The organism is Leisingera sp. ABM4_103 (genome assembly GCF_056158685.1).
Genome location: NZ_JBSWTU010000005.1, coordinates 3,159,639 through 3,171,880, shown reverse-complemented (window position 1 = coordinate 3,171,880; position 12,242 = coordinate 3,159,639). Strand labels below are relative to the sequence as shown.

The window sequence follows — 12,242 nt, the reverse complement described above, 5'->3', positions numbered from 1 at the left end:
CCGTTTTTCAACCGCTTGACGGCAACGGCAGGACTGGCTGCGCGGCGGGCTTGGCGTGATACGGTGTGAAAAAGCCCCGCAGACGGGCTGCGGGGCTTGGCAATTCAGCGGCTGGCACGGGGCTCAGATCATCGCCATGCCGCCATTCACATGCAGGGTTGTGCCGGTGACATAGCCGGCTTCCTGGCTGGCCAGGTACAGAACGGCAGAGGCGATTTCGTTCGAATCCCCCATGCGGCCTGCCGGAATCTGGCTCAGAATCGCGTCTTTCTGCGAGTTGTTCAGCTTGTCGGTCATCGCCGTGGCGATAAAGCCCGGGGCGACCGCATTCACGGTAATGCCGCGGTTGGCGACTTCATAAGCCAGCGATTTGGACATGCCGACCATACCTGCTTTGGAGGCAGCATAGTTGCCCTGGCCCGGGTTGCCGGTGGCGCCCACGACCGAGGAGATGTTGATGATGCGGCCCCAGCGCGCCTTCATCATGCCGCGCAGAACACCGCGGCACAGGCGCATGGTCGAGGTCAGGTTCACGTTCAGGACGCTTTCCCATTCCTCGTCCTTCATCCGCATGAACAGGTTGTCGCGGGTGATGCCCGCGTTGTTGACCAGGATATCGACCGAGCCCATTGCCTCAGCCGCCTGTTTCGGCAGCGCCTCGACCGCTTCGGCGTCGGACAGGTTGCAGGGCAGCACGTGGGCGCGCTCGCCCAGCTCTTCGGCAAGCGCCTTGAGCGGCTCTTCGCGGGTGCCCGACAGGGCCACGGTTGCGCCAGCCGCGTGCAGCGCGCGGGCGATGTCGCCGCCGATGCCGCCGGAGGCGCCGGTGACGAGGGCATTCTTGCCAGTCAGATCAAACATGTTTGTGTCCTTTGTATGCGGTCCCCGGCGCTGCACGGGCGCGCCGGGATATATTGTTACGCTTCGGCTGCGGCCTTGGCTTCCTCGGGGGTGCCGATCTGGCGGCTCGCCAGCGCGCGATCGTTCTTGCGGATCATGCCGGACAGCGCCTTGCCCGCGCCGATCTCCCAGAATTCGGTCACGCCCTTTGCGGCCATCGCCTGCACGCTTTCGCGCCAGCGCACAGAACCGGTCACCTGTTCCACCAGCAGCTGGCGGATCTCATCCGGGCTGGTCACAGCGTCGGCGCGCACATTGGCGATCAGCGGCACCGCGGGGGATTTAATTTCAACACCGGCCAGCGCCTCGGCCATGGCGTCGGCGGCGGGCTGCATCAGGGCGCAATGGAAGGGGGCGGACACCGGCAGCATCACCGCGCGTTTGGCGCCCTTGTCCTTAGCGATCACGGCGGCGCGTTCAACGGCGGCCTTGGCGCCGGAGACCACCACCTGGGTGGGGTCGTTGTCGTTGGCAGCCTGGCAGACTTCACCCTGCGCGGCTTCCTCGGCAACTGCGCGCACGGCGTCGAGGTCGAGGCCGAGGATCGCGGCCATCGCACCCTCGCCCACCGGCACGGCACTTTGCATAGCCTGGCCGCGGGTGCGCAGCAGGCGGGCGGTGTCGGTGACCGAGATCGCCCCGGCGGCGGCCAGAGCGGAGTATTCACCCAAGCTGTGGCCGGCCACAAAAGCGGCCTTCTCAATCGTCACGCCTTCGGCTTCGAGCGCGCGCATGGTGGCCATCGAAGTGGCCATCAGCGCGGGCTGCGCGTTCTGGGTGAGGGTCAGTGTTTCGATGTCGCCCTCCCAGATCAGCTGGCTCAGGCTTTCCCCCAGCGCTTCATCGACCTCATCAAAGATGGCCTTGGCCGCCGGATAAGCATCGGCCAATGCCTTGCCCATCCCAATGGTCTGGGCACCCTGCCCGGGAAACACGAATGCGATCGTCATTGAAGACCTCGTCTGTTTTAGCGTTTGGCCTGATGTAACGGCCCTTGACGCAACGCACAAGCAAAGCTGCAGTTTGCGCACCGGCCCTGTGCGCGGATGAAGGGCGAGCGAATATTGCACGGCACAACGGTGTTGTTACCTTGAGTCCAACACCAGACTTGAAAAGGACCTGATGTCCCATGCCCGGCCAAAACACCTTTCAAAGCTATGGCAGCGTTGCCAAGACCTTTCACTGGCTGACCGCCCTGCTGATCTTTTCGGCCTTTCCGCTGGGCTACTTCGCCAATGAGCTGGCGCAAGAGATCCAGAGCCCGGCGTTTGACGGAAGCCAGGCGGTGATCGAGCGCGCCACGCTGCTGTTCTCGCTGCACAAGACCGTTGGGGTGGCGGTGTTCTTCACCGCGCTGCTGCGCATCCTGTGGGCGCTGAGCCAGCCCAAGCCGGGGCTGCTGCATCCGGACCGCAAGGCCGAGGCGCTGGCAGCGGAGATGGTGCACTGGCTGCTGTACGGCTCTCTGGTGGCGGTGCCGCTGACCGGCTGGATCCACCATGCCGCGACCACCGGTTTTGCCCCGATCTGGTGGCCGTTCGGGCAGACACTGCCGTTTGTGCCGCAGTCCGAGCCGCTGGCAGAGCTGACGGCGGGGCTGCACTGGGTGCTGGTCTGGACCCTGGCGGGCGCGCTGGGCCTGCATATTGCCGGTGCGCTGAAGCATCATGTGGTCGACCGGGACGCCACCCTGCGCCGGATGCTGCCGGGCCGCGCCAGCCTGCCGCAGCCGCCCGCGCAGAGCCACAGCCTGCTGCCGCTGCTGGCGGCGCTGCTGGTCTGGGCCGGCGCGCTGGGCGGCGGTGCAGCAATCGGCGTCTTCGGCGGCAAGCAGACCACAGGGACGGCTGCGCCGGTTGTGGCTTCGGAACCGGGCAGCGGTGCCGCAGGCAGCTGGGCGGTGCAGTCGGGCACACTGGGAATCTCTGTCGTCCAGATGGGCAGCGCGGTCACCGGCAGCTTTGGCGAGTGGAATGCGGTGATCAATTTCGAGGAGCCGGCCGCCCCGGGACCGGCGGGCGATGTGGAGGTCACCATCGCCATCCCCTCGCTGGAATTGGGCTCGGTGACCGGTCAGGCGATGGGCGCCGATTACTTTGACAGCGCCAATTTCCCCACGGCCCTGTTCCAGGCGGAGATCGAAAAGCTGGAGGAGGGCTACCAGGCCGAAGGCACCCTGACAATCAAGGACCAGACGGTGCCCGCCACCCTGCCCTTCAGCCTGGATCTGGAGGGAGACACCGCGAGGATGACCGGAGCCCTCAGCGTGAACCGGCTGGACTTTGGTATCGGCAAGAGCCTGCCGGACGAAAGCTCGCTGGGGTTTGCGGTGGACGTGACGGTTGAGCTGGAGGCCAGGCGCATCCAGTGATCTTCCAGTGATCCGGGGAGCGGCGCCCTCCCGCGCCTGCGGATGCCCCGGCTGCGCCGGAACCCCCTGGCAGCCTTGGGCCCGGCGCCGCGCTGACGCGCGGCGCTTTGCCGTTCCGGGCGCCGCTCTGCCTGCGAGGTATCAAGCGCAGCTACTGGAGAGGTCCCGCTTTTGCAGGACCGTCAATTGCAGTTGCAGGGGCGTCAGCCTAGTGGCTGTGCCGGTAATAGCCGCCGTGGCGGGTGCGGTGGCGGTGGATGCCGCGGTTGTGATGCCGGTGCCGTTTGACATGATGGCGGCCGCCGTGGGGCTTGTAGTAGGTGCGCAGGTAGTAATGCGTACGCGGCTGGTAGCTGTAGTTATACCCGTGGTGGCGGTGCTTCCGGTCGTCCAGGCTTTTGACGATAAGGCCCAGGGCAATCAGCCCGGCAATGGCGCGGGCCGCATCATGGCCTGAATCATGGGCGGCGGCGGGCGCTGTGAAAGCCTGGTTGGCAGCGAGGGCCAATGCCGCACCGGCTGAAGCGATATAGCCTAAGCGGAACATGGGTGCCTCCTTTCCGATGTGGCCGGAGAGGCCGGCACCAGACTGCCGCAGGGCGGCGGAAAACGCCAGTGAACTCCGGTCACGCTTTGGGGAGGCCCGCAGCAGCAGGCACGAAAAAACCGCCAGCCCGGAGTGAGCTGGCGGCCAAAAGGTTTCAGGTCAGCGGATCAGGGTCAGCTGTCGGCCTTCATTGCCTCGATCGAAATCTTGATGTTGACCTCGTCGCTCACGAAGGGGGCGAACTGGCCCAGGTTGTAGTCGGAGCGCAGGACCTGGGTTGTTGCGTCAAAACCGGCCCAGGGCTTCTTGGCCATCGGGTGCTCACCTTTCTGGTTCAGCTTGGCATCCAGCACAACCGACTTGGTCACGCCGTTGATGGTCAGATCGCCGGTGATCTTGGCGGTGTCCTCGCCGGTCACTTCGATGGCGGTGGAGGTGAAGCTGACGGTTTCATCCTCGGTGGCGTCGAAGAAGTCCTTGGTCATGAAGTGGTCGAACCGCGCCTGCCAGCCGGTGAACATCATGCTGAGCGGCATGGTCACAGACACGCTGGAGGCCGCCGGGTCTTCCTGGTCGAACATGATTTCGCCCTCGAAGCCGGAGAACAGGCCATAGGTGGTCGAGTAGCCCAGGTGGTTGTAATCGAACAGAATCTGGCTGTGGCCGGGATCCAGGACGTATTTTTCGGGGGCGGCGGCAGCGCCAGTTGCAGTGGCAGCGGCCAGGGCGGCGGCAAGCAGGGTCTTCTTCATGGGAAAGGCTCCGTCTGAACAAATCTTGTGGCAACAGATGCGGCGAAAGTCTCCTGAAAAGGAAGCCGGCAAAAACCAACACTAGCTGTGAGCGGGCGAACACAAAACCCGGCTGCGGTGCAGCCGGGCCCGTCTCGCGAAAACGTGATGGGCTGTCAGGTCAGGAACCGCACCGCTCCGCTGAACTGGTCGCGCAGCTGGCTGCGCATTGCGGCGGACCCGACCGGCAATTCGATCAGCAGGCTGCCGTCCACCTCGTACATCTGCACCGAGGCCGCTGTCAGCCGGACCCCGCCCAGGCTTTCATAGCTGCGGCGCAGCACAGTGCAGGGGCGGCCCTGGCTGTCACGCTGCAGCACCCGCAACTCACGGCGCACCGGATCAAAGCACGCCTCGGGCCGGTTGCCGGGTTCATGCGCGGTCATCAGCACCAGCCCGGCAAGCAGAAAGGCCACGGAGATCCCCATCCGGATCAGGTTCATCTCCGGGTCCGCCCCGGCCCCGGGCACCAGCCACAGGCCGGTGGAGCCGAGGATCATAGCCGCCCCCAACAGCCGGAACAGAACCACACGCAGTTTCCAGTTTGCCTCCAGCCGCAGGCTCAGCGGCACCGCTCTGACTGCGGCACCAAACGCCGTGCCGCCAGAAGCCCTGGAAACCTCCGGCGGAGTTTGATCTGTTACTGCCATCCGACTGCCCTTTCTCAAGCTGCCCCTGCCGGCGCGGAGCCGGCATCACGGCTCCCCGCCGCGTTAAGACTTCGTTAATCAGAGAAGACCGGCATTGAGGCAGCAATGCGGCGCGCTTGCGGTTTTGCAGCGGCGGCCCGGCACTGGCGGCGGCATAGGCCGCTTTTGCCTTGCTCTTTGCGCCTCAGCCTGTATAGGGGGCCTGCTTCCGCGACACTTTCGATCCGCGCAGCCTCTCGTGACCGGGCAGCGGAAGCATCAGATGCCCCGTCTATGAAATGCGCCTAGACACAAACAGGAGTTCGCATGCCACTCTATGAGCATGTCATGATTGCGCGTCAGGACCTGTCCAACTCGCAAGCAGAAGGCCTCATCGAACACTTCGGTGCTGTTCTGTCCGACAACGGCGGCAAGCTGGTCGACCAGGAGTACTGGGGCGTCAAGACCATGGCCTACAAGATCAACAAGAACCGCAAGGGCCACTATGCCTTCCTGCGCACCGACGCACCCGCGTCTGCCGTTCAGGAAATGGAGCGCCTGATGCGTCTGCATGATGACGTGATGCGCGTCCTGACCATCAAGGTCGACGAGCACGCCGAGGGCCCTTCGGTCCAGATGCAGAAGCGCGACGAACGCGACGGCCGTCGCGAGCGCCGCTGATCAACGCTTGAGAAAAGGACGCTAAATCATGGCAGCCAAACCGTTTTTCCGCCGCCGCAAGGTTTGCCCGTTCTCGGGCGACAACGCGCCGAAGATCGACTACAAAGACACCCGTCTGCTGCAGCGCTACATCTCTGAGCGCGGCAAGATCGTGCCTTCGCGCATCACCGCCGTTTCGGCCAAGAAGCAGCGTGAGCTGGCCCGTGCTATCAAGCGCGCCCGCTTCCTCGCCCTGCTGCCCTACGCCGTGAAGTAAGGAGATAAGCAGATGCAAGTTATCCTTCTTGAGCGCGTTGCAAAGCTGGGCCAAATGGGCGACGTCGTCGACGTGAAGCCCGGTTACGCCCGCAACTTCCTGCTGCCGCAGGGCAAGGCAAAGACCGCATCCGAAGCCAACATCGCTTCCTTCGAAGCCCAGAAAGCGCAGCTGGAAGCGCGCAACCTGGAGACCAAGAAAGAAGCCGAGGCTCTGGCAGAGAAGCTGGACGGCCAGCAGTTCATCGTGATTCGCTCCGCATCGGACGCGGGCGCGCTGTACGGCTCGGTCACCCCGCGCGACGCAGCTGACGCTGCAACTGCGGACGGCTTCTCGGTCGACAAGAAACAGGTCGCCCTGATCCACCCGATCAAGGAACTGGGCCTGCATTCCGTCGCCGTGAAACTGCACCCGGAAGTGGAAGTCGAAATCAAGCTGAACGTGGCCCGCTCCCAAGAGGAAGCCGAGCTGCAGGCATCGGGCAAATCGATCCAGGAGCTGGCCGCCGAAGAGGAAGCCGCTGCTGAATTCGAGATCTCCGAGCTGTTCGACGACATCGGCTCCGCGGCGTCCGACGAGGACGAAGCACCGGCAGCCGAAGCCGCTGGCGACGAAGAAACCAACTGATCCCTTCTCGGGTCAGAGGAAATCGGGAAAGGCCGTCCTTCGGGGCGGCCTTTTCTGTTTCAGGCGGCCACGCCTAAAAGCCGCGCTAAGTTTTATGGATATGCACAACCGCCATAAACCTCCCGTTTGCCGTTCCTTGCCAGCATGGCAACGGGATCAGAATGGAGGGGACAGACGTGGATGACGACCTGGAGCGTGAGGAGCTGGCGCTGCGCCGGCGGCTGCTGTTCCGGCTGCTGCGCGGGCACCGGTTCGACCGGCCGGACTTCAGAACCGAGGCGATAGCGGAGATCGTGCCCAAGGGCCTGATTGCGCCGGGCAGCGGCCTGTTTGAGGCGTTGAACAAGCCCAGCCGCGCGTCCGGCTGATTTCGCGGAAACCGGAGGCGGGCTAAGCTGCGAAGCCTGAACTGCCCCCTGCCAGGTCCCCGCCGAAACCGCTGCGGCCGGGGTGGACGGAGGTGAGATCCACATGCCTTGCGCCGCGCCAAACATAGGTCGGTTTCTTGCTTTCAAAGACAGGCCGGCCTGCGCTTGCCGGGGGTTATCGGGACCGCGGAAAATTGGGAAACAGCCGCGGTCCCTTCTGCCCGATGCGGTCAGATGCCCCACAGGCGTGAGGGGCGATCTGCCTGAGGGTCGTGTTGCCTCAATGCGCATACCCAATATGTAGTGGATAACCATATTTAACAAATGTCTAATATTTAAAGTTTGATGAACCCGGCCGAAATTCGCAAAAACCGTCAGAAGCCGGCGGAAACCCCCTCCTGATCTGGCAATTCCCCGCCGGTTGCGCCGGGCTATGCCACAGCCCGTCTTGCAGCCCGGGGCCGTGCGGCTAGGCTGGCCGCGTGTAACAATATGCGGAGGCCGCATGTCGCGCCGGACCACACTGATCTTATTTTTTGCAGCCGCAGTTCTGGCTGCCTGCGGAAGTACCGCCTCAACGCCCGAGGTCACGAGATACAATCCGCCGCTCCATCCCAATGAAACGCCTGAACTGCGGCAGCAGATCAACTATTGGGCAGACCACTACGAGGTCCCGCGCAGCTTGGTGCACCGGCTGGCGGTGCGCGAAAGCACCCACCGCCCGCACGCGGTGAACCGGCCATATTACGGGCTGCTGCAAATTCTTCCCGCCACGGCCCGCTCGATGGGTTTCGAGGGCCAGCCCAAGGAACTGCTGGACGCGGACACCAACCTGCAGTTTTCCGTCAAATACTTGCGCGGCGCCTGGCTGCTCGCCGATGGCAGCCAGGACATGGCCGTCAAGCATTACTCCCGCGGCTATTATTTTGAGGCCAAACGCCGCGGTATGCTCAAGGAAACCGGCCTGCGCCCCTGAGACGGTTGAGCCGCAGCCCGCAGCGCCCCGCAGGGGCGCTGCCCGGCCCAACGGGACGCCGGCGGCTTCCGCAGGAAGGTGCCGAGGACGGGCGGGAGCATTTCGCTTTCGATCTGGTGGCATTTTAGCAGAATTCTAACCAGCGCCCGCTTTACTGGCGTGATGCTGACCCTCTTCAAACTGCTGCTGCCAGCGCTGATCCCTTCCTGGCGCTTTTTCAAATCGGTGGACCCCTCGCCCCGGGTGGAATGGCGTATGCTGGACAGCGCGTCCAGCGCTCCCCAGCAATGGCGCGAATTCCGGCCGCGCCCGCAGCGGCTGAGCCTGCTGGCGGTGGCCGGGCGGATGCTGTGGAATGCGCGCTGGAACGAAAGCCTGTTCCTGGTCAGCTGTGCCGAACGGCTGACGCTGGCGCCAACCGAACACAGCCAGCAGGAAATCCTGCGGCGGATTGCGGCTGACCTGCAGCGTGCGCTGCCGCCCGGTGCTCTCCTGCCCTATCTGCAGTTCCGCCTCGTCTTTCTGGATCGCGGTGAGGACGGCCTGCTGGTCAAGGCAGTCACCTATCAGTCCGAACCGCTTCTGATGGCCGGCCTCTCCGCCCAAGCCGCACAACAGGCCGCCGCATGAGCCTGGAGCTGGCCCTGCGCGCCACCGAGGTGCTGCTGGCGCTCGCCTTCCTGCAGCAAAGCGCTGAACATCTGGCGGGCTTCCGCGATGAGCAGATCCTGCACGGCCCCCGCCTGCTGCTGGCCGGGCTGCTGCTATTCGGGATCGCCACGCCCTGGGTGCTGTTGGGACTGGTGATCGTGGGGCTGTTGCTGCTGCAGCGGTTTCAGGGCCCTTACAACGGCGGCAGCGACAAGATGAGCCTGCTGATCCTCTGCTGCTTGCCTGCGGCCCGCTGGCTTCCGTCAGAGCAATGGCAGGAGTATGCCTTTGCCTATCTCGCCGGGCAGCTGGTGATCTGCTACTTCATTTCCGGCCAGGTGAAGATTGTGAACCCGGAGTGGCGCTCTGGACGCGCGCTGCAGGACGTGTTCCGTTTTTCAGCCTACCCCGTTAGCGAGGGCCTCCGCAGCCTTGCAGACCGCCCCAGGCTGCTGTGGATGATGGGCTGGGCGGTGATGCTGTTCGAAGTGCTGTTCCCGCTGGCCCTGTTCAACCAAGAGGCGCTGGTGGTGGCGCTGTTCACCGCGGCGCTGTTCCATCTCGCCAATGCCTGCCTGTTCGGACTGAACCGGTTTTTCTGGATCTGGCTGGCAGCCTATCCGTCGCTCCTGTGGCTGCAGGAGCGGGTGGTTCTTTGACCGGGCCAAGCACGAAAAAGGCCGCCCATCAGGCGGCCTTTCCGTAATCTGGCTAGAGGGAGAGGATTACTCCTCTTCCAGCTCCTCAACCGCCTTCTGCAGCTCTTCCTTGGAGACTTCCTTCTCCTCGACTTTGGCTTGCTCGACGATGTGGTCGACAACCTTGTCTTCGAAGATCGGCGCGCGCAGCTGCTGCTGCATCTGGGCGTTCTGCTGGATGAACTCGAAGAACTGGCGTTCCTGGCCCGGGTACTGGCGCGCTTGCTGCATGATCGCCTGGGTCATCTCGGCGTCGGTCACTTCGACCTCGGCTTTCTGGCCCAGCTCGGCCAGCAGCAGGCCCAGGCGCACGCGGCGCTCGGCCAGCTTGACGTGCTCTTCGGTCGGCTCGATCTCGCCGTGGTCGTGGCCCTGCACTTCCGGGTTGTCCTCGTGCCACAGCTGATGCGCGATCTGTTTGGCTTCGGCGTCGACCAGCGACGGCGGCAGGTCGAAGGAGACCAGGCCGTCCAGCTTGTCCAGCAGCGCGCGCTTCATCACGGCGCGGGCGGCGCCGGCGTATTCGGCTTCCAGACGCTCCGAGATCTGCGCTTTCAGACCATCTAGGTCTTCGGCACCGAATTTCTTGGCCAGCTCGTCGTCGATCTCAGCCGCTTTCGGAGCTTTCACTTCCTTGACGGTGCAGGAGAACACGGCTTCCTTACCGGCCAGGTGCTCGGCCTGGTACTCTTCCGGGAAGGAGACGGTGACGTCTTTTTCTTCACCGGCTTTGGTGCCGACCAGCTGCTCTTCGAAGCCGGGGATGAAGGAGTTGGAGCCCAGCACCAGCGGGTAGTCGTCGCCTGCGCCGCCGTCAAAGGCTTCGCCGTCGATCTTGCCGACGAAGTCGATCACGACCTGGTCGCCGTCTTCGGCTGCTGCGCCCTCTTCACGGGCTTCGAATTCCTTGGCGGTTTCCGCCAGGTTGTTCAGTGCCTCGGTGACGGCTTCGTCTTCAGCCTTCACAACCAGCTTTTCCAGCTCGACGCCGGAGAAGTCGACTTCGGGGATTTCCGGCAGTGCCTCATAGGACATCTCGACGTTGACGTCGTCGCCTTCTTTCCAGTCTTCGTTGGTCATCTTGACGTCGGGCTGCAGCGCCGGACGGTCGCCGCTGTCCTCGAAATGCTTGTTCATGGCGCCGTCGACGGCTTCCTGCATGGCTTCGCCCATCAGGCGCTGGCCGAACTGCTTTTTCAGCAGCGCCATCGGGACCTTGCCCTTGCGGAAACCCTTCATTTCGATTTCCGGCTGCGCTTCGACCAGCTTTTCGTTGACCTTCTCGTCCAGCTCTGCAGCGGTGACGGTAATGGCGTAGCCGCGTTTCAGACCTTCGTTCAGCGTCTCGGTGACCTGCATCCTATTCCCCATAGAGATTCGGGGCGCGTGCGCGCAGGCGCCCCCAGACAATTTGCGGTCTTCTATTTCCCCCGGCGCGGCGGCGCAAGGGGGATTGCCTCTTTCCTGCGCAATCCCGCGGATTTCCGGGGCTGCAAACGAAAAACACGCCCGCAAAGGGGCGTGTTTCCGTTCCAGAAACCGAGGGAGTCGCGGTTCAGAACTTCCAGCGGGCACCGGCCAGGATGACGTTTGCGTCCTGGTAGCTGGTGGCGCTGGTGTCGGCATAGGAGTAGTCGCGGTAGGCCAGGTAGGTTTCGACGTTGTAGGCGTCGATCTTCTGGACCGCAGCCACGCCCCAGGACTCTGCGCTGTCGCCGGCGGTGACCATGTCGGAGCCGTCATAGTAGTCCACCGAGAAGGAGGTGGAACCGGCCGCGATCAGATCCGCCGAATAGCCCAGCTTGGCGTAGGCATAGCTGCCCGCAATGTCGCGCTCGCCTGCGGCCACGTTCAGCGACAGGCCGGTGGCCTTGTGCAGAACCGCAAAGGAGCCGGAGATGTCGCGGGTGTCTTCCTCGCCGGTTTCTTCGGTCCAGGAGGCGCCGATGCCGGTGTCGATCGCAAAGCCCGCGGCATCGTCGTTGGCCCAACGCACCGCAACGTCATAGCTTTCGCGGTCGTTTGCGTCCTTCAGCACGTCGGTGCCCCAAGAGGTCGAGAGGGTGAAGCCCCCGAATTCCGGGGAGTCGTAGCGGATGCGGCCCAGGCGGCTGCCGTCGAGGTCGGTGAAGGCATCGCCGATATCGACGGAGCTGAGTGCGGCCGCGCCGGTGCGGAAGGCATAGCCGCCGGCGGGGTCGGCCACCGAGTTGGAGGCGCCGAGACCGGTGCCCGAGAAATCCGCGCCGGTGATGCCGTCGGTCGCCATCGAGCCCTGACCCGCCGAGAAGCGGCCATAGCGGGCAGTGTCGAACTGGAAGTCGACGTGGCGGATGTTGGTGCGGTCCCAGCTGAGGTTGTCGCCGGTTGAGGTCTGGCTGACCCCGTCCGAGGAGCGGAAGCCGAAGGCGGTTTCAAAATTGAACCGCAGGGTGTTCTCACCGTACGCCTGCTCCAGCCAGAAACCGATGCGCGAGTTGGAGGCCGCGTTGTCGGTCAGGCGGTTGAAGTCCTGTTCCCCGTCGTCAAACGACTGGTAGGCTGGATTGAACTGTCCGTACCAGCGGAAGCTGCCGCCGGTGTCGTTGGTGTACGTGGGGCCTGCAAATGCCGGGGCTGCCAGGGCCGCTGCCAGCGACGCCGCGCCGGCACGTGCTGCAAATTTTTTGCTCATTATTCTGAGTCTCCTGTTCCGTCGGCGGCGTGCCTCTCCATCCCTGAGACCGCTGCCGGGGGACTGGGTATCA

At 64.0% G+C, this 12,242-nt stretch carries 15 protein-coding genes; 8 read left to right on the top strand and 7 right to left on the bottom strand.

From position 1 onward, the window contains the following. Positions 1-123: 123 nt before the first annotated feature. Together fabG and fabD are read right to left on the bottom strand one after the other, a co-directional pair. A complete protein-coding gene (fabG, locus tag ACXAED_RS17380) occupies positions 124-861 on the bottom strand; it encodes a 3-oxoacyl-ACP reductase FabG (protein WP_475051778.1) in 738 nt (245 codons plus the stop codon). Between the two features lie 56 nt (positions 862-917). After that, positions 918-1,850, bottom strand: coding sequence for an ACP S-malonyltransferase (gene fabD, locus ACXAED_RS17375; protein WP_475051776.1), 933 nt, complete (start codon positions 1,848-1,850; stop codon positions 918-920). Between the two features lie 179 nt (positions 1,851-2,029). Between fabD and ACXAED_RS17370 the strand changes: the two genes are divergently transcribed. Next, the gene (locus ACXAED_RS17370; protein WP_475051774.1) at positions 2,030-3,271 is read left to right on the top strand and encodes a cytochrome b/b6 domain-containing protein; all 1,242 of its coding nucleotides are present in this window, start codon (positions 2,030-2,032) and stop codon (positions 3,269-3,271) included. A gap of 208 nt (positions 3,272-3,479) precedes the next feature. Here the strand turns inward: ACXAED_RS17370 and ACXAED_RS17365 are convergent, their stop codons facing one another. The 3 genes from ACXAED_RS17365 to ACXAED_RS17355 form a co-directional block, all read right to left on the bottom strand. Continuing rightward, on the bottom strand, positions 3,480-3,818 hold the full coding sequence (locus ACXAED_RS17365) for a hypothetical protein (RefSeq protein ID WP_475051771.1): 339 nt from the start codon (positions 3,816-3,818) through the stop codon (positions 3,480-3,482). A 173-nt stretch (positions 3,819-3,991) separates the two neighbouring features. Next, positions 3,992-4,570 carry a YceI family protein gene (locus tag ACXAED_RS17360; protein WP_475051768.1) on the bottom strand — a complete coding sequence of 193 codons (579 nt, stop codon included), beginning with the start codon at positions 4,568-4,570 and terminating at the stop codon, positions 3,992-3,994. A gap of 155 nt (positions 4,571-4,725) precedes the next feature. After that, positions 4,726-5,259 carry a hypothetical protein gene (locus ACXAED_RS17355; RefSeq protein ID WP_475051766.1) on the bottom strand — a complete coding sequence of 178 codons (534 nt, stop codon included), beginning with the start codon at positions 5,257-5,259 and terminating at the stop codon, positions 4,726-4,728. A gap of 306 nt (positions 5,260-5,565) precedes the next feature. On the opposite strand from ACXAED_RS17355, the gene rpsF reads away from it, so the two are divergent. The 7 genes from rpsF (at position 5,566) to ACXAED_RS17320 (ending at position 9,456) form a co-directional block, all read left to right on the top strand. Further along, positions 5,566-5,919: a 30S ribosomal protein S6 gene (gene rpsF, locus ACXAED_RS17350; RefSeq protein WP_027237802.1), complete on the top strand. Its 354-nt coding sequence runs from the start codon at positions 5,566-5,568 to the stop codon at positions 5,917-5,919. A 28-nt stretch (positions 5,920-5,947) separates the two neighbouring features. Then, a complete protein-coding gene (rpsR, locus tag ACXAED_RS17345; protein ID WP_005982441.1) occupies positions 5,948-6,175 on the top strand; it encodes a 30S ribosomal protein S18 in 228 nt (75 codons plus the stop codon). Between the two features lie 12 nt (positions 6,176-6,187). Then, positions 6,188-6,802 carry a 50S ribosomal protein L9 gene (gene rplI, locus ACXAED_RS17340; RefSeq protein WP_475051762.1) on the top strand — a complete coding sequence of 205 codons (615 nt, stop codon included), beginning with the start codon at positions 6,188-6,190 and terminating at the stop codon, positions 6,800-6,802. 176 nt (positions 6,803-6,978) lie between these two features. Then, positions 6,979-7,170: a hypothetical protein gene (locus ACXAED_RS17335; protein ID WP_475051761.1), complete on the top strand. Its 192-nt coding sequence runs from the start codon at positions 6,979-6,981 to the stop codon at positions 7,168-7,170. Positions 7,171-7,675: 505 nt separating this feature from the next. Then, positions 7,676-8,146: a transglycosylase SLT domain-containing protein gene (locus tag ACXAED_RS17330; RefSeq protein WP_475051759.1), complete on the top strand. Its 471-nt coding sequence runs from the start codon at positions 7,676-7,678 to the stop codon at positions 8,144-8,146. 162 nt (positions 8,147-8,308) lie between these two features. After that, on the top strand, positions 8,309-8,776 hold the full coding sequence (locus ACXAED_RS17325) for a hypothetical protein (RefSeq protein ID WP_475051758.1): 468 nt from the start codon (positions 8,309-8,311) through the stop codon (positions 8,774-8,776). After that, a complete protein-coding gene (locus ACXAED_RS17320; RefSeq protein WP_475051757.1) occupies positions 8,773-9,456 on the top strand; it encodes an HTTM domain-containing protein in 684 nt (227 codons plus the stop codon). The genes ACXAED_RS17325 and ACXAED_RS17320 overlap by 4 nt, the downstream gene beginning before the upstream one ends. A 66-nt stretch (positions 9,457-9,522) precedes the next feature. Here the strand turns inward: ACXAED_RS17320 and tig are convergent, their stop codons facing one another. Then, positions 9,523-10,854, bottom strand: a complete 1,332-nt coding sequence (gene tig, locus ACXAED_RS17315; RefSeq protein ID WP_475051754.1) for a trigger factor — start codon at positions 10,852-10,854, stop codon at positions 9,523-9,525. A gap of 196 nt (positions 10,855-11,050) precedes the next feature. Further along, entirely contained in the window at positions 11,051-12,169 is a 1,119-nt protein-coding gene (locus ACXAED_RS17310; protein ID WP_475051752.1) for a porin, read from the bottom strand. Between the last annotated feature and the right edge of the window lie 73 nt (positions 12,170-12,242).